This is a genomic window from Kitasatospora sp. NPDC091276 (assembly GCF_040684355.1).
GTDB lineage: Bacteria > Actinomycetota > Actinomycetes > Streptomycetales > Streptomycetaceae > Kitasatospora.
The window spans coordinates 127,279-150,336 of sequence record NZ_JBFBFU010000008.1; the positions used below are offsets into that span (position 1 = coordinate 127,279).

The following is a 23,058-nucleotide window of genomic DNA, read 5'->3' on the forward strand; positions in this document are numbered from 1 at the left end:
TGCGTCGCCACGCCCCACACCTTATTGAGTCGGACGCTCAAGGCACGCATCGCGGTTCGCTCTCCCGGGTAGGAGATCCGAATATCCGTCGACGACGCTCTTGTTCACCGCCGGTCGGCGAAGGACAGGGCCAGCTCCCGGACCCGGTTCGCCACCCGCGCGCCCGTGCCCCCGGCGAGCACCTGGGCGATCAGCCCGGCGAGCTCGGCGAGTTCCGCCTCGCCCATCCCCTGGCTGGTCACCGTGCCGGTGCCCAGCCTGATCCCGGAGGCCTCGGCCGCCGGCGCCGGGTCGTAGGGCAGCGCGCACTTGCCGAGCAGCAGTCCGGCCACGGCGCAGCGCCGCTCGGCCTCCGCGCCGGTGACGCCCAGCGGGCTCACGTCCGCCGTCACCAGGTGGGTGTCGGTGCCGCCGGTCAGCGGGCGCATCCCGGCCGCCGCGAGCCCTGCCGCCAGCACCCGCGCCCCGTCCACCGTCCGCTGCGCGTACGCCCGGTAGCCGGGCGTCGCCGCCTCGGCCAGCGCCACCGCCTTGCCGGCCACCTCGTTCATCGCCGCCCCGCCCTGGCTGAACGGGAACACCGCCCGGTCGATCCGCTCGGCCAGCTCCGCGGTGGACAGCAGCAGGCCCCCGCGCGGGCCGCGCAGCAGCTTGTGGGTGGCCGCCACGGTGACGTCCGCGTACGGCACCGGGGAGGGCGCCACCCCGGCGGCGACCAGGCCGGCGGTCTGGGCGACCGAGGCGATCAGGTAGGCGTCCACCTCGTCGGCGATCTCCCGGAAGGCGGCCCAGTCCGGGTGCCGGGGGTGCGAGATCGAGCCCGCCACGATCGCCTTCGGGCGGTGCTCGCGGGCCAGGTCGCGCACCTGGTCGAGGTCGATCAGGCCGTCGGCCTCGCGCACCCCGTACCCGGTGAAGGCGAACCAGCGGCCGGAGAAGTTCGCCCGCGAGCCGCAGCTGAGGTGGCCGCCGTGCTCCAGCGACATCGCCAGCACCCCGTCGCCGGGCCGCAGCAGCGCCGCGTACGCCGCCAGCATCGCCGAAGTCGCCGACCGGGGCTGGACGTTGGCGTGCGGGGCGGCGAACAGCTCACGGGCCCGGTCGATCGCCAGCAGCTCGGCGGCGTCCGCGAGGGCGCAGCCGGTGTGGTGCCGGCGGCCCGGGTAGCCCTCGGCGTACTTGTCGATCAGCGGCCCGGTCAGCGCCGCCAGGACGGCCGGGGAGGTCAGGTTCTCCCCCGCCAGCAGCTGGACCGTCTCGGCCCGCCGCTCGGCCTCGGCCGCCAGCAGGTCGGCCACCTGCGGATCGGCCCGGTGCAGTGCCTCGGAGGCCCACGGGCGCCCTCTGGTCGCGGTCGGGCCGGTCGGGGCGTCGGTGACGGTCATGGCGGGGCTCCGGGGCGGCGTGGGGGGCGCCTCCCGGCATGGGGGCCGGGAAGGGTGGGTTCCTCCAGCGTAGGACCGGCCGGGCCGGGCGGCTCGTCGGCGCGGGGCCATTCGGCGCTCGGCCGCCGCGGGCCGTCCCCGGGCCGCCGGGGGGCCTCCGGGCCGCTCGCGGCGCGGGCGGTCAGCGCAGCGCGGGCACGCCGGTGAGCGCGGTGACCACCGGGTCGACCGCGTGGAATATCTCCTCGCCGCAGTTGCGGAACATGCCGATCGGGGCCCCGTACGGGTCGTCCAGTTCGTCGGACTCCGGGGTGGCGGCGAGCAGCCAGCCGCGCAGCGCGGCGGCCGCCCGGACCAGGGCGCGGGCGCGCTCGGTGACGTCGGCGCCGCGGCGCGGGTCGGGCAGGGTGCCCGGGTCTATCGTCCGCACCAGGCGGGTGAACTCCTTCAGGGTGAAGGTGCGCAGTCCCGCCTCGTGGCCCATCGAGATGACCTGGGCGCGGTGGTCCAGGGTCGCGGTGAGCACCAGGTCGGCCTCGACCACGTGCTCGTCCAGCAGCTCGCGGCCGGTGAAGCCGCCGCTGTCGGCGCCGTACTCGTCCAGGACGGTCGCGGCGTGGTCCTCCATCGGCGCGCCCACGTGGCCCCAGGTGCCGGCGCTCTCCACCAGGATCCGGCCGGCCACCCGGGGGCTGAGCCGGGTGTCCAGCTCACGCCGGGTGAGCCGCTCGGCGATCGGCGAGCGGCAGATGTTGCCGGTGCAGACGAACAGGATCCGGAAGTGGTCCAGCGGCCTGGGACCCACGCTCAGGTACGGCGCTATGCCGGGCCCGGCATGGAGCGAGGCGATGGGCGTCAACTGCCGGCCTCCAGGTCGGGGACGACCTCCCTCAGCTGCTCGACGCTGATCGCGCCCGCCCGCAGCAGGACCGGGACCTTGCCCGTGACGTCGACGATGGACGAGGCGGTCGCGTGGTCCGCCTGTCCGCCGTCCAGGTAGACCGAGATGGCGTCGCCGAGCTGCGCCTGCGCCTCGTCGCAGGTGGCCGGGGACGGGCCGCCGGTCTTGTTGGCGCTGGAGACGGCGAGCGGGCCGGTGGCGTTCAGCAGCTCGATGGCGACCGGGTGCAGCGGCATCCGGACGGCGACGGTGCCGCGGGTCTCGCCGAGGTCCCAGCGCAGCGAGGGCTGGTGCTTGGCGACCAGGGTGAGCCCGCCCGGCCAGAACGCGTCGACCAGCTCCCAGGCCTGCTCGGAGAAGTCGGTGACCAGGCCGTGCAGGGTGGTCGGCGAGCCGACCAGCACGGGCGAGGGCATGTTGCGGCCGCGGCCCTTGGCGGCCAGCAGGTCGCCGACGGCCTCCGGCGAGAAGGCGTCCGCACCGACCCCGTACAGGGTGTCGGTGGGCAGCACGACGAGTTCGCCCCGGCGAATGGCCGAGGCGGCCTCGCGCAGGCCGGTGGCGCGGTCCCCGGCGTCGGCACAGTCGTAACGGCGGCTCATCGGTGCGGTCCCCTTCCGGAATGGCTCATCACAGCGTTCACAGCACGGTCTTCACGGCGCGGCCGGGCGAGCGGCGGTACCGCGGCCCGGCCGGTCACGACGACGCCCCTCGGGTGGGCGTACGGCACTCGACCGCTCACAACGACGCCCTGCGGGCTGTCGTACTGTGCTCGATCGTTCACAACGACGCCCTGCGGGCTGTCGTACTGTGCTCGACCCTTCACAACGACGCCCTGCGGGCTGTCGTGAAGCGCGGTCGGTTGTTCAGGTCGCGGTGGTCGGCGGTGTCCGTCCAGCCGCGTTCCTCGTTGAAGATCCACGGGACCTGCCCGCCCTGCTGGTCGGCGTGCTCGATCACCACCGCGCCGCCGGGGCGCAGCAGCCGGGCGGCCACCCGCTCGATGCCGCGGATGGTGTCCAGGCCGTCCTCGCCGGAGAACAGCGACATCTGCGGGTCGTGGTCGCGGGCCTCCGGGGCGACGTACTCCCACTCGGTGAGCGGGATGTACGGCGGGTTGGAGATCACCAGGTCGAAGCGGCCGTCCCAGGAACGGTCGTCGGCGAAGGCCCGGGTGGCGTCACCGGCGTGCAGGGTGACCCGGGCGCGGTCGGGGCTGGCCTCGATGTTGCGCCGGGTGTACTGCAGCGCGCCCTCGTCGAGTTCGAAGGCGTGCACGGTCGAGCGCGGCAGCTCCTGGGCCAGAGCGAGCGCGATGGCGCCGGAGCCGGAGCACAGGTCGACGACCAGCGGCTCGGCCACGTCCATGTCGCGGACGGCGTCTATGGCCCACTCGACGACCGTCTCGGTCTCCGGCCGGGGCACGAACACCCCGGGGCCGACCTCCAGTTCGAGGTAGCGGAAGAACGCCCGCCCGGTGATGTGCTGGAGCGGTTCGCGCGCCTCGCGGCGGGAGACGGCCTCCCAGTAGCGGGCGTCGAAGTCGGCGTCCTTCACCGAGTGCAGCTGGCTGCGCTTGACGTTGTGGACGTAGGCGGCGAGTTCCTCCGCGTCGAAGCGCGGCGACGGCACGCCGGCCGCGGCCAACCGCTGGGTGGCCTGGGCCACCTCGGCGAGCAGCAGGTTCATCCGTACGACCTCTTGTTTCTGCGCTCCGGCTCGCGCCGTCGCTCGGGCTGGGCGCGCCGGTCTCAGTTCTGTTGGGCCGAGGCGAGCTTGGCCGCCGCGTCCGCGTCGACGCAGGACTGGATCACCGCGTTCAGTTCGCCGTCCAGGACCTGGTCCAGGTTGTACGACTTGAACCCCGTGCGGTGGTCCGAGATGCGGTTCTCCGGGTAGTTGTAGGTCCGGATCCGCTCGGAGCGGTCCACCGTACGGACCTGGCTGCGACGCGCGTCCGAGGCCTCGCGCTCGGCCTCCTCCTGCGCGGCGGCCAACAGGCGCGACCGCAGGATGCGCATCGCCTGCTCCTTGTTCTGCAGCTGGCTCTTCTCGTTCTGGCAGGACGCCACGATACCGGTCGGCAGGTGGGTGATCCGGACCGCGGAGTCGGTGGTGTTGACCGACTGGCCGCCGGGGCCGGACGAGCGGTAGACGTCGATCCGCAGGTCGTTGGCGACGATCTCGACCTCGACCTCCTCCGCCTCGGGGGTGACCAGCACGCCCGCCGCGGAGGTGTGGATGCGGCCCTGGGACTCGGTGGCGGGGACGCGCTGCACGCGGTGCACGCCGCCCTCGTACTTCAGCCGGGCCCAGACGCCCTGCCCGGGCTCGGCGTTGCCCTTGGTCTTCACGGCCACCGAGACGTCCTTGTAGCCGCCGAGGTCGGACTCGTTGGCGTCGATGATCTCGGTCTTCCAGCCGATCCGCTCGGCGAAGCGCAGGTACATCCGGAGCAGGTCGCCGGCGAACAGCGCGGACTCCTCGCCGCCCTCACCCGCCTTGATCTCCAGGATGACGTCCTTGTCGTCGCTCGGGTCGCGCGGCACGAGCAGCAGCCGCAGCTCCTCGGTCAGCCCCTCGCGGCGCTGCTCGCCCTCCTTCACCTCGGCGAGGAACTCCGGCTCCTCGGCGGCGAGTTCGCGCGCGGCCTCGATGTCCTCGCCGGCCTGTCGCCACTGCCGGTAGACCCGGGTGATCGGGGTCAGCTCGGCGTACCGCTTGGCCAGCTTGCGAGCGTTGGCCTGGTCGGCGTGGACGGACGGGTCGGCCAGCCTCTTCTCGAGGTCGGCGTGCTCGACGAGGAGCTCTTCGACTGCCTCGAACATGGCGTGGGCCTTCTTCCCGTGAGAACCGTTGGAAGCCGGTGAGGACCGGCCGGTCGTGCGAACCGCTGGAGGGGGTGCTGGGGGATGCGAACGGCGCCGGCCCCCAGCGCCCCCGGAACGAGTACGGGGGCACCGGGAACCGGCGCCGTGGGAGCGCTAGGCCTTCGCGCTGTGCTGCTTGCCGAAGCGGGCCTCGAAGCGGGCCACGCGGCCACCGGTGTCGAGGATCTTCTGCTTGCCGGTGTAGAACGGGTGGCACTGCGAGCAGACCTCGGCGCGGATCTCGCCACTGGTCTCGGTCGAGCGGGTCGTGAACTCGGCGCCGCAGGTGCAGGTCACACGGGTGACCACGTACTCGGGGTGAACGTTGGGCTTCAAGGGGTTCTCCTAGGTTTCGGGAGGGCACCGGGTCGGCGGCTGGAGCGCCGCACGTGAACCGGGACCGACGGACCAGTCTGCCAGGACCGGCCGCATCTTCCCAAACCGGGTCGTGTTCCGGGATATTCCGGGCGCTGCTCAGCGCCTGGCGGGAGCCTTCGCCGGGGCCGTGGGGGCGGCCGTGGGGGCGGCCTGGGCGGGGTTCTCGGGCTGCGCCGAGACGATCGCCTGCGGGACCGGCTGGTCGGCCTTGAGGGCCGCCCAGAGCTGGTCCGCCTGCGGCTGCTGCTCGACCACCCGGTTGGGGTCGCCGGGGGCGGTCATCACCGGCAGGGTCACCATGCCGAGCTGGTCCGGCCCGATCCCCTTGAGCTCCTGGACGAGCCCCACCAGGGCGTTCACCGAACCCAGCGCGGAGTCGGTGGTGATGCTGCGGGTCATGGTGTCGCCGATCGACCAGAGCTTGACCGGGTTGGAGAACAGCCCGATCCCGCCGGCCTGCTGGAGCAGCGACTTCACCATCTGCTTCTGGAGTTCGATCCGGCCGAGGTCACTGCCGTCGCCGACGCCGTGCCGGGTGCGGACGAAGGCCAGCGACTGCTGCCCGTCGAGGTGGTGCTCGCCCGGTGGCAGGTCGAGCCCGCTGTCCTTGTCGTGGATGGCCACCGCGGTGCTCACGGTGGCCCCGCCTATCGCGTCCACGACGCGGGCGAAGCCGGCGAAATCGATCTGCACGTAGTGGTCCATCCGCAGCCCGGTGAGCTGCTCGGTGGTCTTGACCGCGCAGGCCGCGCCGCCGGCCTCGAAGGCGCTGTTGTACATCGCGCGCTTGGCGCCGGCCACCGCCTTGCCCGCGGCGTCGGTGCAGTCGGGCCGGGTGACCAGGGTGTCGCGCGGGATCGAGACGACCTCGGCGTGCGAGTGGTCCTGGTTGACGTGCAGCACCATCGCGGTGTCCGAGCGGGCGGTGTCGCCGGTGTCGCCGCCGGCCAGGTCGCCGTTCTCGCCGTTGCGCGAGTCGGAGCCCAGCACCAGGACGTTGAACGAGCCGTCGGTGGCGGCCGGCGGGCGGGCGTCGCCGAGGCGGGCGTTGATGTCGACGCTCTTGATGTTGCCGTTGAGTTCGACGTACGCGTACCCGGCCGCTCCGGCGCCGAGGACGACGAGCGCGGCGAACGCGCAGGCGGCCGCCCGCAGGATCTTGCGGCGGCGGGTCAGGACCCTCTTGTGCTCGGCCATACGGTCCAGAGTAAAACGGACAAGATGATCAAAAAGCCTCATGATGTCCCAACTCTGGAACAAAGCCGAGCGGACGCACCGAACCCCGGACCGCTCGCGCGGTCCGGGGTTCGGTGGGCGACAACCGTCCGGCTACGGTCAGTCGTTGGAGCCGGGGGTGGTCTTGGCGATCTGCATCAGGAACTCGGCGTTGCTCTTGGTCTGCTTCATCTTGTCCAGGAGCAGCTCGATCGCCTGCTGCGAGTCGAGCGCGTGCAGCACCCGGCGCAGCTTCCAGACGATGGCCAACTCCTCGCTGCCGAGCAGGATCTCCTCCTTGCGGGTGCTGGAGGCGTCCACGTCAACGGCCGGGAAGATGCGCTTGTCCGAGAGCTTCCGGTCGAGCTTGAGCTCCATGTTGCCGGTGCCCTTGAACTCCTCGAAGATCACCTCGTCCATGCGCGAGCCGGTCTCGACCAGCGCGGTGGCCAGGATGGTCAGCGAGCCGCCGTTCTCGATGTTGCGCGCGGCGCCGAAGAACTTCTTCGGCGGGTACAGCGCGGTCGAGTCGACACCACCGGACAGGATGCGGCCGGAGGCCGGCGCCGCCAGGTTGTAGGCGCGGCCGAGACGGGTGATCGAGTCCAGCAGGATGACCACGTCGTGGCCCAGCTCCACCAGGCGCTTGGCGCGCTCGATGGCCAGCTCGGCGACGGTGGTGTGGTCCTCGGCCGGACGGTCGAAGGTCGAGGAGATGACCTCGCCCTTCACCGACCGCTGCATGTCGGTGACCTCTTCCGGACGCTCGTCGACCAGGACGACCATCAGGTGGCACTCGGGGTTGTTGTGGGTGATCGCGTTGGCGACCGCCTGCAGCACCATCGTCTTGCCGGTCTTCGGCGGCGCGACGATCAGACCGCGCTGGCCCTTGCCGATCGGCGACACCAGGTCGATGATCCGGGTGGTCAGGATGCCCGCGTCGGTCTCCAGACGCAGCCGGTCCTGCGGGTAGAGCGGGGTGAGCTTGTTGAACTCGGGGCGGCCGCGGCCGCTCTCCGGGTCCATGCCGTTGACGGAGTCCAGCCGCACCATGGCGTTGAACTTCTCGCGGCGCTCGCCGTCCTTGGGCTGGCGCACCGCGCCGGTGATGGCGTCGCCCTTGCGCAGGCCGTTCTTGCGAACCTGGGCGAGCGAGACGTAGACGTCGTTCTGGCCCGGCAGGTAGCCGGAGGTGCGCACGAACGCGTAGTTGTCGAGGATGTCGAGGATGCCCGCGACCGGGATCAGGACGTCGTCCTCGCCGACCTGCGGCTCGGCGGGGCCGGCCTCGAAGCCCTCGCGGCGGGCGCCACGGCCCCGGCGGTCGCGGTAGCGGCCACGGCGGCCACGGCGGCCGTCACCGAACTCGTCGTCGTCGTAGCCGCCCTGCTGAACCTGCGGCTGCTGGGTCTGCTGGCCGCCCTGGCGGGCCTGCTGGCCGTCGCCCTGACCGGCCTGCTGCTGGCCGCCGCCCTGCTGGGGCTGGCGGTCGGTGCGCTCGCGGCGGTTGCGGCGGTCGCGGCGCGACTCGCGGGAGTCGCCGTCCTGGGCCTCGCCGCCGTCCTGGCGCTCGGCGCGCTCGGGGCGGTCGGCCCGCTCCGGGCGGTCGCCGCGGTCCCGGCGGTCCCGGCGGTCGCGACGGGTCTCGGTGCGGCCCTCCTCGCGGCCCTCGAAGGCGCGGGTCTCGGCCTGGCGGGTCTCGGCCTGCTTGGGCTCGGCCACCGCAACGGCGGCGTCGGCCGTGGCGTCGGCGGTCGGGGCACCGGCGGCCGAGGTGGCGCGGCGGCGGGTGCGCTCGGCACGGGCGGGCGCGGCGGTCTCGGCGGCGGCCTGGACCGGGATCTCGATCTGGGCCTGCGACTCGGCGGCGGCCGGGGCCGCGGCGGCGGTAGCGGCAGCGGCGGCGGCCTTGGTGCGGCGGGCCGGCTTCTCGGCCGGCGCCTCGGCGGCGTCCGCCTTGGCGGCGGTGCGCTTGGCGGCGGCCGGAGCACCACCGGCGGCGAGCAGCGGGTCTCCGCCGCTCTTCTCCTTGATGGTCTCGATCAGCTGGCTCTTGCGCATGCGTCCGGTACCGGTGATGCCCAGGTCCCCGGCGAGCTTCTGCAGCTCGGCCAGGACCATGCCGTCCAGGCCGGCGGCGGCGGTACGGCGGCGCCGCGCCGGGGCCGCGGGGGCGGCGGCTGCGTCCGACGCCTCGGCGTCCGGGCGCGCGCCCATCAGATCGGTGGAGTCGCTCACTAAGGGTCCTTCCCTGGAGCGGACGTCGGCCTGTCTGGCTCGGCGACCGGTTGTGCTGTCCTGACCAACGCTCGACTGCGTCGGTCCGAGGCGGTGATCCCCCGAAAGGCGGAAGCCGGTCGAGGGAGAGCTGCGAGGTGCGGTGCGTGAAGCACGGTGGTGCTGAGTGGCGCGGCGGGCCGGTCGGTCGTGTGCCGACCGGGCGTACCCCCACGCTTGCCTGCGAATCCCGGGCCCCCGTCGCGTGACGGTGGACCGCGCTCCGCCCGTCCTGGCCTCAAGGTGGGAGGCCGCGGGTGGGAGTCAGGTGCCGTCACGGCTTCGGGATGCGGCCGCGTGTCGCGCAGGCAGGCTGCGTACGCGCTGCGGTGGGCTCCCGGAGAATCGTCGCCCCGTGCATCGCCGCGACTCCACGGCAGTGGAGTGCTGGGATCGGGACGCGGCGCACCGAGCCCCGGAGGGCACCTGGTGCAGCAATGAGGTTAACACTACCGACCCCCTCAGACATTCCCCAGCCTTGCGCTTGCCAATCGTGTCCGGACGGCCCGGCTCTCAGGTGGCCGGGCCGGGCCGGACGAGCAGCCCGGACGGGCCGTTCAGCCGTCCAGCGGGAGCACGGTGGCCCCGATCCGGTCGAGCTCCAGGCGGTGCGCGGCGAACGCCGGGTCGCCGCCGTGGCCGTGGTGCCCGGCGAAGGAGAGCACCTTGTCGGCGCCCGCCTCGTCGGTGAGCGCGAGGACGGTCGGGCCGGCCCCGGAGATCACCGCGGGGACGCCCTCCGCGCGCAGCGCGCCCACCAGGGCGGCGCTGTCGGGCATGGCGGAGGAGCGGTAGTCCTGGTGCAGGCGGTCCTCGGTGGCGGCGAGCAGCAGCTCGGGCCGCCTGGTCAGCGCCTCGACCAGCAGCGCGGCGCGGCCGGCGTTGACGGCGGCGTCGGTCAGCGGGACGGTCTTCGGCAGCAGGCCGCGGGCGGTCTCGGTGAGCACCTCGTCAGCGGGGACGAACACCACCGGGACGACCCGGTCGGAGGGCTCCAGGCTGACCGCCTTGGCCGACTCCTCGTCCGTCCAGGCGATGGTGAAGTTGCCGCGCAGGCAGGCCGCGACGTTGTCGGGGTGGCCCTCCAGCTCGGAGGCGAGGGCCAGCAGCGCGTCGTCGTCCAGCGCGGACGGGCCGCCGATGGTGACCGCTCGGGCGGCCACGATGCCGGCGCAGATCGCGGCCGAGGAGGAGCCGAGGCCGCGGCCGTGCGGTATCCGGTTGGCACAGACCACTTCGAGGCCGCGCGGCTGGCCGCCGAGGCGGTCGAAGGCGGCGCGCATCGAGCGGACCAGCAGGTGGCGCTCGTCGCGGGGCAGCGTGTCGGCGCCCTCGCCGGCGATGTCGATGGAGAGCCCGGAGTCGGCGACCCGGACGACCACGTCGTCGTACAGGCCCAGCGCGAGGCCGAAGGCGTCGAAGCCCGGGCCGAGGTTGGCACTGGTCGCGGGAACCCGGACCCGGACGGCGGCGGCACGGAACGCGGGACCGGCCATGCGGTGGACTCTCCTGGGGAAATCGGGCGGCGCGGATCGCGTCGTCGGTGCGAAGGCGGGGAATGGACCACAGGCCCCGGCGGGGCGGGCGGTCACGGTCGTTGGCGCGGCCTGGAGAAGGCCGGACCCGGGGCATGTGCCACACGGCCGAACCCAGAGTATCGAAGAGAGGTTCCCCAGTGGTACACCCCGTGGTCCTCCGATCTGGTGTGTTGCCGCTTCTGGCCGGAATGCGTACCGGAATCGGATCGGAATGCGCGGCGTAATTGACACAAAAGTGTCACCGGAGAACATCGACGGGCCGACCCCCGAAAGGGTCGGCCCGTCGAGGCGTCGGGCGCCCGCGGGGCCCGACGGCAGGTCAGTCGAGCAGGCCCAGGCGCTGCGCCGCCGCCTCCGGGTCGATCGGGACGATCTGCGGCTGCGGCGCGCCGGCCACCGCCCAGTCCGGGTCCTTGAGGCCGTTGCCGGTCACGGTGCAGACGATGCGCTGGCCCGGGTCGACCAGGCCGGCCTCCGCCTTGGCCAGCAGGCCGGCCACCGAGGCGGCCGAGGCGGGCTCCACGAAGACGCCCTCCTGCGCGGCCAACAGCCGGTAGGCGGAAAGGATCTGACGGTCCGTCACCTTGTCGATGAGGCCGCCCGACTCGTCCCGCGCGGCGAGCGCGAAGTCCCAGGAGGCCGGGTTGCCGATCCGGATCGCGGTGGCGATGGTCTGCGGCTTGAGCACCGGCGCGCCGTCCACGATCGGGGCCGAGCCGGAGGCCTGGAATCCCCACATCCGCGGGGTGCGCGTGGCCAGGCCGTCGGCGGAGTACTCGCGGTAGCCCTTCCAGTACGCGGTGATGTTGCCCGCGTTGCCGACCGGCAGGACGTGGATGTCCGGGGCGTCGCCGAGCATGTCGACGATCTCGAAGGCCGCGGTCTTCTGGCCCTCGATCCGCACCGGGTTCACCGAGTTGACCAGCGCCACCGGGTACTTCTCGGACAGTTCACGCGCGAGGGTGAGGCAGTCGTCGAAGTTCCCGTCCACCTGGAGGATCTTGGCGCCGTGCACCAGCGCCTGGCCCATCTTGCCGAGGGCGATCTTGCCCTGCGGGACGAGCACCGCGCAGACCATCCCGGCCCGCACCGCGTACGCGGCGGCGGAGGCCGAGGTGTTGCCGGTGGAGGCGCAGATGACGGCCTGCGCCCCCTCCTCCTTGGCCTTGGAGATGGCCATCGTCATCCCGCGGTCCTTGAAGGAGCCGGTCGGGTTGGCGCCCTCGACCTTGAGGTAGACCTCGCAGCCGGTGCGCTCGGACAGCACCTGGGCGGGGACCAGCGGCGTGCCGCCCTCCAGCAGGGTGACCACCGGGGTGGCCGCGGTGACCGGCAGGCGGTCCCGGTACTCCTCGATCAGGCCGCGCCACTGGTGGGTGTGCGCGCCTCGGACGACGTTCTCGGCAACGGCGTTCATGGCTGTTCCTTACTCCCCTTCGACCCGCATGATGCTGGCCACGTCCCGCACGCTGTCCAGCGCGCGGAGCTTGTCGACCGTCGCCGACAGCGCGGCGTCGGTGGCACGGTGAGTGACCACGACGAGCGAGGCGTCGCCGTCGCGGCCCTGCTGGCGCACGGTGTCGATGGAGACGCCGTGCTCCGCGAAGACGGACGCGACCTGGGCGAGGACACCCGCACGGTCGTCCACGTCCAGGCTGACGTGGTAGCGGGTGACCACCTCGTCCATCGGCTTGGCGGGCAGCTGCGTGTACACCGAGTCACCGGGACCGGTGGCACCGGCCAGCTTGTTGCGACAGACCGCGACCAGGTCGCCGAGCACCGCGGAGGCGGTCGGCGAACCGCCCGCGCCCGGGCCGTAGAACATCAGCCGACCGGCCGCCTCGGCCTCGACGAACACCGCGTTGTACGCCTCGCGGACGGAGGCCAGCGGGTGCGACAGCGGGATCATCGCCGGGTGGACCCGCGCGGTGACGGACTCGCCGTCCGCCGCCCGCTCGCAGATCGCGAGCAGCTTGACCACGCAGCCCATCTCCTTGGCGGAGGCGATGTCGGCGGCCGTCACCTCGGTGATGCCCTCGCGGTAGACGTCCGCCGCGGTGACCTTGGTGTGGAAGGCGATGCCGGCCAGGATCGCGGCCTTGGCGGCGGCGTCGAAGCCCTCGACGTCGGCCGTCGGGTCGGCCTCGGCGTAGCCCAGCGCGGTGGCCTCCTCCAGCGCCTCCGAGTAGCCGGCGCCGGTGGTGTCCATCTTGTCGAGGATGAAGTTGGTGGTGCCGTTGACGATGCCCAGCACCCGGTTGACCTTGTCCCCCGCGAGGGACTCGCGCAGCGGGCGCAGCAGCGGGATCGCGCCCGCCACCGCGGCCTCGTAGTACAGGTCCACCCCTGCCGCGGCGGCCGCGGCGTGCAGTTCGGTGCCGTCCTTGGCGAGCAGCGCCTTGTTGGCGCTGACCACCGAGGCGCCCCGCTGGAACGCCGACAGGATGAGGTGTTTGGACGGCTCGATGCCGCCCACGACCTCGACCACCACGTCGATGTCGCCCCGGTTGACCAGGGCCTCGGCGTCGGTGGTGATCAGGTGCTCGGGCACGCCCGGACGCACCCGGCCGGCCCGGCGGACCGCGATCCCCGCGAGCTCGACCGGGGCACCGATGCGCGCGGCGAGGTCGTCGGCCGTCGTCGTCATGATGCGCGCCACCTCGGAGCCCACCACACCACAACCCAGCAACGCCACCTTCAGCGGGCGCGTACGCATCATCCGACTCCGCTCTGCATTCTTCGTGCTTCGGTAATTCCGGCGGGATTCTGGGGGCCGCCGGGAACTTCGGTCCGTACCAGTCTCGGGGACTTCCCGCACGGATCTACGGTCGTTCCATGATCTGAGACAAGGATTTCGTCATCCGATATCGAGACGCAGGAGATCCTCCTCCGTCTCGCGCCGGACGATCACCCGCGCGGCGCCGTCCTTGACGGCCAGCACGGGAGGCTTCAGGGCGTGGTTGTAATTGCTCGCCATCGAGCGGCAGTACGCGCCGGTGGCGGGCACCGCGATCAGGTCGCCCGGGGCCAGGTCGGCCGGCAGGAAGGCGTCCCGGACCACGATGTCGCCTGACTCGCAGTGCTTGCCGACCACCCGCACCAGCATCGGCTCGGCGTCGCTGCGGCGCGACACCAGGGCCACCGAGTACTCGGCGTCGTACAGCGCGGTCCGGATGTTGTCGGACATCCCGCCGTCCACGCTGACGTAGGTGCGCAGGCCCTCCAGCGGCTTGACGGTGCCGACCTCGTACAGCGTGAACGCCGTCGGGCCGACGATCGCCCGGCCCGGCTCCACGCTCAGCCGGGGGGTGTTCAGGTTCGCGGCGGCGCACTCGCGGCGCACGATGTCGGCCAGCGCGGCCGCGATCTCGGCCGGCTCGCGCGGGTCGTCCTCGCTGGTGTACGCGATGCCCAGGCCGCCGCCCAGGTCGATCTCGGGCAACTCGACGCCGTGCTCGTCGCGGATCTCGGCCAGCAGGCCGACCACCCGGCGGGCGGCCACCTCGAAACCGGCGGTGTCGAAGATCTGCGAGCCGATGTGCGAGTGGATGCCGCGCAGCTCCAGGCCCTCGTGCCCGAGCACCCGGCGCACCGCCTCGGCGGCCGAGCCGCCCTCCCGGCGCCCACCACCACCCTCGACCGAGCCGCTTCGCGGCGCGGCCAGACTCAGCGACAGCCCGAACTTCTGGTCCTCGTGCGCCGTGGCGATGAACTCGTGGGTGTGCGCCTCGACGCCGACGGTGATCCGGATCAGCACCTGCTGGCGGACGCCCTGGCGGGCCGTGATCGCGGCCAGCCGCTCGATCTCCTCGTAGGAGTCGACCACGATGCGCCCGACACCGGTCTTCACCGCGTGTTCGAGCTCGTCCGCCGTCTTGTTGTTGCCATGCAGCGCGATCCGCTGCGGCGGCATCCCGGCGGCCAGCGCCACCGTCAGCTCGCCGGAGCTGCACACGTCGAGGTTCAGGCCCTCCTCGTGCAGCCAGCGCACGATCGCCTTGGAGAGGAACGCCTTGCCGGCGTAGAAGACGTCCGCCTCGGTGCCGAAGGCGTCGCGCCAGGCCCGCGCCCGGGCCCGGAAGTCGTCCTCGTCGAGCACGTAGGCCGGCGTGCCGAACTCGGCCGCCAGGGACTTGACGTCGATCCCGCCGACGGTGGCCACGCCCTCGGCGTCGCGGGCGACGGTGCGCGACCAGACCTTGGGGTCGAGCGCGTTCAGGTCGGCCGGCGGGGCGGCGTAGTGGCCCTCGGGCAGCACGTCACCGTGACGGGGGCCTGCGGGGTGTGCGGAGCGAGACATGTCCTGCTTCCTTGACCTATGGCGAGGGGCGGCGACGGTCTCCGTTGACCGTCAGCCGCCCCCGCTGCGCACTTGGGGGTGGTGCCTACATCCGCTCGGGCGCCGTGACGCCCAGGAGCGTCAGGCCGTTGGCCATCACCGTTCGCGTGGCCTCGACCAGCCAGAGCCGGGCGCGGTGCGTGTCCGTGAGCTCCTCGTCGCCCTTGGGCAGGAACATGCAGTTCTCGTACAGGCGGTGGTACTTGCCCGCCAGGTCCTCCAGGTAGCGGGCGACCCGGTGCGGCTCGCGCAGCTCGCCGGCCGTGGCCAGGATCCGCGGGAACTCGCCGAGGGCACCGAGGATGTCGTTCTCCCACACGGTGGCGAGCAGCTCGGGCTTGAAGTCCTCCGCCGCGCCCTTGTCGACGCCGAGCTGCGCGGCCTTGCGGGCCACGCCGCACATCCGGGTGTGCGCGTACTGGACGTAGTAGACCGGGTTCTCGTTGGACTGGCTGGTCAGCACGTTGATGTCGAGCGTGATGGTGGAGTCCGTGGGGGACCGCGTCAGGGTGTAGCGGGCGGCGTCCACGCCGATCCACTCGATCACGTCGTCGATCGTGATGATGTTGCCGGCCCGCTTGGACATGCGGACCTCTTCGCCGTCGCGAAGCATCTTCACGAACTGGCCGATCTTGACCTCGATGTTGCGGTTCATGTCGTCGCCCGCGCAGGCCACGATGGCCTTCAGCCGGTTGACGTAGCCGTGGTGGTCGGCGCCCAGCATGTAGACGGAGACCTCGGCACCGCGGTCCCGCTTCGACAGGTAGTACGCGGCGTCGGCGGCGAAGTAGGTGGTCTCGCCGTCGGCCTTGACCAGGACGCGGTCCTTGTCGTCGCCGAAGTCGGTGGTGCGCAGGAAGACCGCGCCGTCCTGCTCGAAGACGTGGCCCTGCTCGCGCAGCCGGTCCATGGCCTTCTCGACCGCGCCGGACTCGTGCAGCGTCCTCTCGGAGAACCAGACGTCGAAGTGGGTGCCGAACTCCTGCATCGAGCGCTGGATCTCGGCCACCATGAGCTTGAGGCCCTCGGTGCGGAAGGCCTCCAGCTGCTCGGCGTCGGGCAGGTCGAGCACGCCCGGGACGCCGTCGGTGATCGCCTTGGCGATGTCGCCGATGTACTCGCCCACGTAGCCGTCGGCGGGGACGGGCTGACCGTTCGCGGCGGCCTTCAGCGAGCCGGCGAACTTGGAGATCTGCACGCCGGCGTCGTTCAGGTAGTACTCGGTGGTGACGTCGGCGCCGCTGGCCCGCAGCACGCGCGCCAGCGAGTCGCCGACGGCGGCCCAGCGGACGCCGCCGATGTGGATCGGGCCGGTCGGGTTGGCGGAGACGAACTCCAGGTTGATCTTCAGGCCCTTGAGCGCCTCGTTGCGCCCGTAGGCCTCGCCCGTCTCGACGATGGTGCGCGCCAGCGCACCCTGGGTCGCGGCGTCCATGGTGATGTTCAGGAAGCCCGGCCCGGCGATGTCGACCTTGGCGACGCCGGTGATCCCTCGCAGGCGGTCGGCCAGCAGTTCCGCCACGGCTCGCGGCGGGCGGCCGGCCGCCTTGGCGAGCTGGAGGGCCACGTTGATCGCGTAGTCGCCGTGGTCCCTGTTCTTGGGCCGCTCGACCGTCACGTGCTCGGGCACGGCGACGGTCAGCTCGCCCGCCTCGACGGCGGCGCTCACTGCGGCCTGGACTGCCTGGGAAAGCTCTGCGGGTGTCACGACGCCAAGCGTAGGCGAGACGGGGTGCCCGCCCGCCACCCGGTTTGCCGGTCGGGACGCCCGCGGGCCCTCCCGTCAGCGGTGTCAGCCTCGATCGGTCCGCTCTGTTCGCTCAGGGCGAAACCCGCCCGGCTGTCCGCCCAGGGCCATCAGCCGCCGCACCAGCGCCACCAGATCGGCCGGGTCGAAGGGCTTGCCGAGGTAGCCGTCCACCCCGACGGCCTCCCCCAGGTCCAGATCGGCCGGGGTGCAGGCGCTCACGATCGCGATCGGCAGCCGGCTGGTCCCCGGGGTCGCGCGCAGCCGGGCCGCCGTCCGCAGGCCGTCCAGCCGCGGCATCATCACGTCCAGCGTCACCACGTCCGGCTTCACCCGGCGGACCACCTCCAGGCACTCGGCGCCGTCGGCGGCGGTCACCACCTCGAAGCCCTCGAGCTCCAGGTTGACCCTGATCAGCTGGCGGATCACCTCGCTGTCGTCCACCACGAGGACCCGCCCGGACACTCCCGACACCTCACCGAGGGTATCGGCGCCCCCGCCGCCCCGTCCGGCCTTTGGGCACTTCCACCGACCCCCGCCGCCCGCCGCCGGCGCACCCCGCACCCGCTCCGGCACCCCCGCCGCAAACCCGTGCACGGACCACGCCCGGAGCCTGGTAGTGTTCTTCACGTCGGAGGCCGAAACGCCGACGACACCGAGCAGGCCCCCGTAGCTCAGGGGATAGAGCACCGCCCTCCGGAGGCGGGTGCGTAGGTTCGAATCCTACCGGGGGCACTTCGCAAGGAGTGCAACTGAGGCCCAGATCAGTGGAGTTGATCCACGGATCTGGGCCTTCGTCATGTCCGGGCCCGGTTGGCGGCGCGCGGTGCCGGCCCGGCCGGGCTCAGGACGAGGTGCCCTCGACCTGGGAGACCAGCCCGGCGATGGTGTGGTCGAAGTAGGCGCTGTAGGACACGTCGTCGGTGTCGCCGCCCTGCTGGTAGCCGCCGATGGCGCCGACCACGTCGCCGGTGGCGACGTTGATCCAGGGGCCGCCGCTGGTGCCGGACGGGTAGGCGGGGCAGTCGATGACGCGCTGGTAGGTGCTCTGCCGGCCGGTGGTGTTGGTGCACAGGAGGGGCTCCTCGGCGTCGCCGGGGTAGCCGTAGAGGCGGACGGTCGCGCCGAAGGGCTCGTCGGCGCCGAGCCGGTTGCCGCCGACCACGTCCTCGACGTTGCGGCCGTTGCTCGGGGCCGTCTCCAGGATGGCGAAGTCCTCGTCCTGGTCGCCCTTCTGGGACCAGCCGGTGGTGGTGTGGACCGCGGTGACCTGCCAGCTGCCGTACGGGGCGGAGCCGTCGCGGTAGCCGGGGACGAAGGTGACGCCGCCGGCGCTGCTGAGGCAGTGCGCGGCGGTCAGCAGCAGGTTGCCGCCGGGGCTGTGCAGCACGCTGGCGGTGCAGAAGTGGTTTCCGGCCGCCACGGTGCCGCTGAACAGCGCGCCCACGGTGGCCGCTTCGGGGGTGGCGGCGGCGGTGGCGGTGGTGCCGAGGACGGCGCCGCGGGTGTCGGGGGTGGCCGGCGCGGAGGGCGTCGGGGTGGCCGCCGGGGCGCTGCCGGGGTCGGCGCTCGCACTGCCGGTCGGGCTGTCGGTCGGGTTGTCGGCCGGGGCGGCGGAGGGGCTGTCGGTCGGAGCGGGGGCGTCGACCGGTGCGGGTGCGGCGGGCGCCTCGGACGCGGGCCCGGTCGCGGCCGGCGCGACGGCGGCCCGGGAGCTGCGGGCCGCCTTCCCGGCGGCCGTCGCGTCGGACAGGCTCAGCCCGTGCGTGCCGGTGACCACGGCGGCCACCACCACCGCCGAGAGCGCGGTGAACAGGGTCGGCCCCAGAAGGCTGCGGCGGCGGCGCGACGTCGGGCGGCGGTGCTGACCCATGTCTGTCTCTCCTGCCAGTGATCGACGGTTTCCCGGGGGCTGCGTGCGATCAACGACTATGCCGTTTCAGCCTGGAAAGGTCGTTACCGGTGGCTGGGATATCCATGAGAAAAACCTCACCCGTCGACGAGTAAGCGGTCCAGCGCGCTCCCCAACTCCTCGGCCCCGACGAAGGCGGTGTGCGTCCCGGCGACGGTGCAGGTGAAGGCACCCGCGACCGAGCCGGCCCGGGCGCACTCCAGCGGCGGGCGGCCCCGGAACCAGGCGGCGAGGAAGCCCGCGACGAAGGCGTCCCCGGCGCCGTTGGTGTCCACCACCGGACGGCCCGGGTCGACGGCCGGGAGGTGGCGCACCTCGCCGTCGTCCCGGGTGAGCAGGTAGCAGCCGTCGGCGCCCGCGGTGGCGGTGACGACACCGGCGCGGCCCTCGGCGAGGATCGCGCGCATCACCTGCTCGTGCCGGCCGCGGCAGCCGGCCACCGAGAGGAACACCAGGTCCGAGCGGAGCGCGTAGTCGCGGTGGTGCGGGTTGGTGCCGTCCCAGTCGTGCAGGTCGGTGGAGGTGGTGCGGCCGAGCCGGTGGAGGTCGGCGTACATGTCCCGGTTGACGCCGGTGATGGAGAGGTGGACGTGCCGGCTGCGCCGCGCGTACGGCAGGTAGAACTCGGGCGGCAGCCGCAGGTCGGCGGGGTGGCGGCCGTCGAAGAAGGAGAACCGGCGGCCGGCGGCGTCCACCAGGTTGACCCCGCGCGGGGTGCCGTGCGGGCTCACCAGGTGCGCGAAGTGCAGGCCGTGGCGCTCGTAGGAGGCGCGGACCAGGGCGCCCTGCGGGTCGTCGCCGAGGAAGTCGAGGAAGGCGGTGCGCAGGCCGAGGTGGTGGGCGCCGAGGGCGACGCCGTTGCCGGTGTGGCCGACGTAGTCGCGGACGGGTCCGACGAACAGCGAGTCGCCGGGCGGGACCTCCAGCCGGTCCACCCGGACGATGGTGTCGACGCCGGAGCCGCCGACGACGAGCAGGTCGAACTCGGGCAGCACGACGGCGCCTCCTCGGTTCCTGGACGGTGGCCAGGAGTCAAGCAGGCGCCGGAGGTTGACTGCAAGGTCTTGCTGAAAATTTCAGGGTTCTCGTCGGGGCTCTGCCGGGACGGCCGTGTGGGCCTGCGCCCCGCCCGGGACGACGGTCGTCACAGCGGGCGCCGGCCGGTGGTCGATCACCCGGAAGGCGATCAGCGCGGCCAGCAGCAGGACGCCCGTCGACACCCAGGTGGCGACCACGTAGCCGTGCACCGTGCCCTGGGCCCGTACCGCCGGCGACGAGGCGATCCTGGTGGCCAGGAACGACGCGGTGGCACTGGCCGCGACCGTGTTCAGCAGCGCCGTGCCGAACGAACCGCCCACCTGCTGGGCCGAGTTGATGGTGGCCGAGGCCGCGCCCGCCTCACGCGGGGAGACCCCGAGGGTGGCCAGGTTCATCGACGGCATGAAGACCAGGCCCATGCCGGAGCCGAGCAGCAGCTCGGCGGGCAGCACCGTGCCGGCCCACGGGCTGTCGACCGTCATCCGGGTCAGCCAGGCCATGCCGGCCGCGGCGAGCAGCAGCCCGGGGCAGACCAGGTTCCGGGTCGGCACCCTGGTCATCAGCCGGGCCGCGAAGCCGGTCGAACTGAGCACGATGGCGGCCGTCATGGGCAGGAAGGAGACGCCCGACAGCACCGGCGAGAAGTGCTTGATGACCTGGAGGTAGTAGGTGAGGAAGAGGAACAGGCCGAACATGCCGATCATGGCCAGGCCGACCGAGAGGGCGGCGCCGCCGCGGTTGCGGTCGGCGACGATGTGCAGCGGCAGCAGCGGGTGCGCGGTGCGCCTCTCGACCAGGACGAACACCGCGAGCAGCGCCAGGCCGGCGGCCAGCGAACCGAGCACCAGCCCGTCGCCCCAGGTCCGGGTGACGGCCTCGGAGGTGCCGAAGACGATCGCCAGCAGGCCGCCGCAGCCGAGCAGCGCGCCGGGCAGGTCGAGCCGGACCCGGCGCCCCCCGGCGGCGTTGTCGCGCTCCAGGAGGCCGGTGGCCGCGAGGGCCGCGGCGGCGGCGATCGGGACGTTGACGAACAGGCACCAGCGCCAGTCCAGGTACTCGGTCAGCAACCCGCCCAGGATCAGGCCGAGTGCGGAGCCGCCGGCGGCGATCGCGCCGAAGACACCGAAGGCCGTACTGCGCTCCCTGGGGTCCGTGAAGGTGGTGGAGAGCAGCCCCAGGGCCGAGGGGGCGAGCAGGGCGCTGAACCCGCCCTGGAGTGCGCGGGCACCGAAGAGCATGGCGGAGCCGTCCGCCGAGCCGCCGAGGGCGGAGGCGGCGGCGAAGCCCAGCAGGCCGACGGTGAAGACGCGTTTGCGGCCGAAGAGGTCGCCCAGCCGTCCGCCGAGCAGCAGCAGGCCGCCGAAGGCGAGCGTGTAGGCGGTGATCACCCACTGCCGGTCGGCGTCGGAGATGCCCAGGTCCCGCTGCGCCGACGGCAGCGCGATGTTCACGATGGTGACGTCGAGGACGATCATGAGCTGGGCGATGGCGATGACCGCCAGCACCCACCAGCGGCGGCTGTCCGCGTTCTCATGACCGGTGGCGGTTTGCGCAGACACTGGTCGGCCTTCCGGAGGGGTACGGAGGGGTCACGCAGTCGGGGATGTCACGCAGTCGCCTTCAAGCGAAGCTCCCGCACGGGCGGATGGCAAGGAAAAACCTCGCCAAATCGACCTTTTCGGGCCAAAGGACCAGCGGCCCCGGGACTCGCGGACGAGGCCCGGGGCCGGCGGCCGCCCTACAGCGCGGACAGCTCCTCGACCAGGTCGTCCAGCCCCAGCGAGCCCTGCGAGAGCGCCGCCATGTGCCAGGCCTTGAGGTCGAACTCCTCGCCGCGCGCCTCGTGCGCCGCCCGCGCCGCCGCCCGGCCGCGCAGCCAGGCGCGCTCGCCCAGCTTGTAGCCGATCGCCTGGCCGGGCATGCCCAGGTAGCGGACCAGTTCGCTGTCCAGGTAGTCGGGGGTCAAGCCGCAGTACCGGCCGAAGAACTCCCGGGCCGCCTCCGGGCTGACCGGCTCGCCCGGCAGGTACGGGGAGTCGGCCGGGAAGTCCAGGCCCGCGTGCATGCCGATGTCGACGATCACCCGCAGCGCGCGCATCATCTGCGCGTTGAGGTAGCCGAGGCGGTGTCCCGGGTCGGTGAGGTAGCCGAGCTCGTCCATCAGGCGCTCGGCGTACAGCGCCCAGCCCTCCAGGTTGGCGCTCACCCCGCCCAGGCTGACCTGGTAGGTGGAGAGCCGGTCCGCGACGTAGTTCCACTGCGCGAGCTGCAGGTGGTGGCCCGGGACGCCCTCGTGGTACCAGGTGGAGACCAGGTCCCAGACCGGGAAGCGCTCCCGGCCGAGCGCCGGCAGCCAGGTCCGCCCGGGGCGGCTGAAGTCCAGCGAGGGCGCGCTGTAGTACGGCGCGGCCGCGCTGCCGGGCGGGGCGATCCTCGACTCGACCCGGGTGATCGGCTCGGCCAGGTCGAAGTGGGTGCCCTGGAGGTCCCGGACCGCCTGGTCCATCAGCTCCTGGAGGTACACGCGGGTGGCCTCGGCGCCCTCCACGGCCGGGCCGTCCGCCTCCAGCCACTTCATCGCCGCCATCGGGCCGGCGCCCGGGCGTACCTTCTCGGCCTCGGCCTCCATCTGCGCGAGCAGGTCGTGGAACTCGCCCCAGGCCCACGTGTAGGCCTCGTCCAGGTCCAGGTCGGAGCCGGTCCAGAAGCGGACGAAGCGGCGGTAGCGCTCGCGGCCGGTGGTGTCGGGGGTGTCCGCGGCGGCCGGGCCGTAGACGTCGCGCAGCCAGTCGCGCAGGGCGGCCAGCGCCTCCCCGGCGGCCAGCGCGGGCCCGGACAGCTCAGCGCGCAGGCCCTCCGGCGCGCCCTGGACGAACTCGCCGAACCAGCCGCCGGGTACGTCCCCCTCCAGCCACTCGCCGAGCTGCCCGACCACGGTGGCCACCTGGCGCGGGCCGGACAGCAGGCCGCGCTCGATGCCGGCGGCCAGCGTCTCCCGGTACTGCGCCAGCGCGAGCGGGACGCGGGCCAGCCGGCGGCCGACCACCTGCCACTCGGCCTCGGTGTCGGTCCCCATCAGGGTGAAGACGTCCCGGACCTCGTGCACCGGGGAGCCCAGGTTGCGCACCGCGCGGAAGTTCTCCCCGGCCTCGTGGACGGCGAGGGAGGCGGTCAGCCGCTCGCGCAGCAGCCGGGCGCAGCGGCGCTCCGCCTCGTCCTGCGCGGCGTCGGAGAGTTCGGCCTCGGCGAGGGCCGCCAGGGTGCGGCGGCCGAGGTCGGCGATCGCCTCGGCACCGGCCGGCGAGAGGTCGGGCAGCCGGTCGTCCTCGGGGCTGAACCCCAGGTAGACCGCGGTCAGCGGGTCGAGTTCGGCCAGGGCCCGGACGTAACCGTCGGCGATGCGACGCGGGGTGGTGGCGTCGGAGGTGATCAGTTCTTCAACCATTCGGACATCATGG

18 protein-coding genes and 1 tRNA gene are annotated in these 23,058 nt (G+C 72.9%); 1 reads left to right on the plus strand and 18 read right to left on the minus strand.

Annotated features, from left to right (window positions below):
- Positions 1 to 104: 104 nt before the first annotated feature.
- From AB0O19_RS12615 to AB0O19_RS12680, 14 genes are all read right to left on the minus strand, one after another.
- Positions 105 to 1,385 (minus strand): serine hydroxymethyltransferase, encoded by a 1,281-nt coding sequence (locus AB0O19_RS12615; protein WP_363619303.1) that lies wholly within the window; start codon positions 1,383 to 1,385, stop codon positions 105 to 107.
- Between the two features lie 181 nt (positions 1,386 to 1,566).
- Entirely contained in the window at positions 1,567 to 2,208 is a 642-nt protein-coding gene (locus AB0O19_RS12620; RefSeq protein ID WP_363372045.1) for a protein-tyrosine-phosphatase, read from the minus strand.
- Between the two features lie 32 nt (positions 2,209 to 2,240).
- Positions 2,241 to 2,888 (minus strand): L-threonylcarbamoyladenylate synthase, encoded by a 648-nt coding sequence (locus tag AB0O19_RS12625; protein WP_063347809.1) that lies wholly within the window; start codon positions 2,886 to 2,888, stop codon positions 2,241 to 2,243.
- A 220-nt stretch (positions 2,889 to 3,108) separates the two neighbouring features.
- Positions 3,109 to 3,975 (minus strand): peptide chain release factor N(5)-glutamine methyltransferase, encoded by an 867-nt coding sequence (gene prmC, locus AB0O19_RS12630; RefSeq protein WP_063347810.1) that lies wholly within the window; start codon positions 3,973 to 3,975, stop codon positions 3,109 to 3,111.
- A 62-nt stretch (positions 3,976 to 4,037) separates the two neighbouring features.
- Positions 4,038 to 5,114, minus strand: coding sequence for a peptide chain release factor 1 (gene prfA, locus AB0O19_RS12635; RefSeq protein ID WP_363581982.1), 1,077 nt, complete (start codon positions 5,112 to 5,114; stop codon positions 4,038 to 4,040).
- A 156-nt stretch (positions 5,115 to 5,270) separates the two neighbouring features.
- Complete coding sequence (rpmE, locus tag AB0O19_RS12640) at positions 5,271 to 5,492, minus strand: 50S ribosomal protein L31 (protein ID WP_030057539.1); 222 nt, start codon at positions 5,490 to 5,492, stop codon at positions 5,271 to 5,273.
- A 138-nt stretch (positions 5,493 to 5,630) separates the two neighbouring features.
- Positions 5,631 to 6,731 carry an LCP family protein gene (locus AB0O19_RS12645; RefSeq protein ID WP_363619304.1) on the minus strand — a complete coding sequence of 367 codons (1,101 nt, stop codon included), beginning with the start codon at positions 6,729 to 6,731 and terminating at the stop codon, positions 5,631 to 5,633.
- Positions 6,732 to 6,869: 138 nt separating this feature from the next.
- Positions 6,870 to 8,987, minus strand: coding sequence for a transcription termination factor Rho (gene rho / locus AB0O19_RS12650; RefSeq protein ID WP_363581978.1), 2,118 nt, complete (start codon positions 8,985 to 8,987; stop codon positions 6,870 to 6,872).
- Positions 8,988 to 9,583: 596 nt separating this feature from the next.
- The gene (gene thrB / locus AB0O19_RS12655; protein WP_363619305.1) at positions 9,584 to 10,522 is read right to left on the minus strand and encodes a homoserine kinase; all 939 of its coding nucleotides are present in this window, start codon (positions 10,520 to 10,522) and stop codon (positions 9,584 to 9,586) included.
- Between the two features lie 361 nt (positions 10,523 to 10,883).
- Positions 10,884 to 11,981, minus strand: coding sequence for a threonine synthase (gene thrC / locus AB0O19_RS12660; RefSeq protein WP_063347816.1), 1,098 nt, complete (start codon positions 11,979 to 11,981; stop codon positions 10,884 to 10,886).
- A gap of 9 nt (positions 11,982 to 11,990) precedes the next feature.
- Positions 11,991 to 13,283, minus strand: coding sequence for a homoserine dehydrogenase (locus AB0O19_RS12665; RefSeq protein WP_363581974.1), 1,293 nt, complete (start codon positions 13,281 to 13,283; stop codon positions 11,991 to 11,993).
- A gap of 138 nt (positions 13,284 to 13,421) precedes the next feature.
- A complete protein-coding gene (gene lysA / locus AB0O19_RS12670; RefSeq protein ID WP_363581972.1) occupies positions 13,422 to 14,864 on the minus strand; it encodes a diaminopimelate decarboxylase in 1,443 nt (480 codons plus the stop codon).
- A gap of 85 nt (positions 14,865 to 14,949) precedes the next feature.
- Positions 14,950 to 16,611 carry an arginine--tRNA ligase gene (gene argS, locus AB0O19_RS12675; protein ID WP_363619306.1) on the minus strand — a complete coding sequence of 554 codons (1,662 nt, stop codon included), beginning with the start codon at positions 16,609 to 16,611 and terminating at the stop codon, positions 14,950 to 14,952.
- An 84-nt stretch (positions 16,612 to 16,695) separates the two neighbouring features.
- The gene (locus AB0O19_RS12680) at positions 16,696 to 17,115 is read right to left on the minus strand and encodes a response regulator (RefSeq protein WP_363582150.1); all 420 of its coding nucleotides are present in this window, start codon (positions 17,113 to 17,115) and stop codon (positions 16,696 to 16,698) included.
- 198 nt (positions 17,116 to 17,313) lie between these two features.
- Here AB0O19_RS12680 and AB0O19_RS12685 point away from each other — a divergent pair.
- Positions 17,314 to 17,385: transfer RNA gene (locus AB0O19_RS12685), tRNA-Arg, on the plus strand.
- Between the two features lie 109 nt (positions 17,386 to 17,494).
- On the opposite strand, the gene AB0O19_RS12690 is transcribed toward AB0O19_RS12685, so the two are convergent.
- The 4 genes from AB0O19_RS12690 to AB0O19_RS12705 form a co-directional block, all read right to left on the minus strand.
- Positions 17,495 to 18,523, minus strand: a complete 1,029-nt coding sequence (locus AB0O19_RS12690; RefSeq protein ID WP_363619307.1) for a serine protease — start codon at positions 18,521 to 18,523, stop codon at positions 17,495 to 17,497.
- Between the two features lie 116 nt (positions 18,524 to 18,639).
- Complete coding sequence (locus AB0O19_RS12695) at positions 18,640 to 19,554, minus strand: carbohydrate kinase family protein (protein WP_363619376.1); 915 nt, start codon at positions 19,552 to 19,554, stop codon at positions 18,640 to 18,642.
- An 84-nt stretch (positions 19,555 to 19,638) separates the two neighbouring features.
- Positions 19,639 to 21,075, minus strand: a complete 1,437-nt coding sequence (locus AB0O19_RS12700) for an MFS transporter (RefSeq protein ID WP_363619377.1) — start codon at positions 21,073 to 21,075, stop codon at positions 19,639 to 19,641.
- 263 nt (positions 21,076 to 21,338) lie between these two features.
- Positions 21,339 to 23,045 carry a DUF885 domain-containing protein gene (locus AB0O19_RS12705; RefSeq protein WP_363619308.1) on the minus strand — a complete coding sequence of 569 codons (1,707 nt, stop codon included), beginning with the start codon at positions 23,043 to 23,045 and terminating at the stop codon, positions 21,339 to 21,341.
- Positions 23,046 to 23,058: the final 13 nt, after the last annotated feature.

What these genes read in the sequence shown, in the direction of transcription:
- prmC (WP_063347810.1), bottom strand. Translation starts at nt 3,975, where the DNA reads ATGAACCTGCTGCTCGCCGAGGTGGCCCAGGCCACCCAGCGGTTGGCC.
- lysA (WP_363581972.1), bottom strand. Translation starts at nt 14,864, where the DNA reads ATGTCTCGCTCCGCACACCCCGCAGGCCCCCGTCACGGTGACGTGCTG.
- prfA (WP_363581982.1), bottom strand. Translation starts at nt 5,114, where the DNA reads ATGTTCGAGGCAGTCGAAGAGCTCCTCGTCGAGCACGCCGACCTCGAG.
- AB0O19_RS12690 (WP_363619307.1), bottom strand. Translation starts at nt 18,523, where the DNA reads ATGGGTCAGCACCGCCGCCCGACGTCGCGCCGCCGCCGCAGCCTTCTG.
- AB0O19_RS12625 (WP_063347809.1), bottom strand. Translation starts at nt 2,888, where the DNA reads ATGAGCCGCCGTTACGACTGTGCCGACGCCGGGGACCGCGCCACCGGC.
- thrB (WP_363619305.1), bottom strand. Translation starts at nt 10,522, where the DNA reads ATGGCCGGTCCCGCGTTCCGTGCCGCCGCCGTCCGGGTCCGGGTTCCC.
- AB0O19_RS12645 (WP_363619304.1), bottom strand. Translation starts at nt 6,731, where the DNA reads ATGGCCGAGCACAAGAGGGTCCTGACCCGCCGCCGCAAGATCCTGCGG.
- AB0O19_RS12665 (WP_363581974.1), bottom strand. Translation starts at nt 13,283, where the DNA reads ATGATGCGTACGCGCCCGCTGAAGGTGGCGTTGCTGGGTTGTGGTGTG.
- AB0O19_RS12700 (WP_363619377.1), bottom strand. Translation starts at nt 21,075, where the DNA reads ATGATCGTCCTCGACGTCACCATCGTGAACATCGCGCTGCCGTCGGCG.
- thrC (WP_063347816.1), bottom strand. Translation starts at nt 11,981, where the DNA reads ATGAACGCCGTTGCCGAGAACGTCGTCCGAGGCGCGCACACCCACCAG.
- AB0O19_RS12705 (WP_363619308.1), bottom strand. Translation starts at nt 23,045, where the DNA reads ATGGTTGAAGAACTGATCACCTCCGACGCCACCACCCCGCGTCGCATC.
- AB0O19_RS12615 (WP_363619303.1), bottom strand. Translation starts at nt 1,385, where the DNA reads ATGACCGTCACCGACGCCCCGACCGGCCCGACCGCGACCAGAGGGCGC.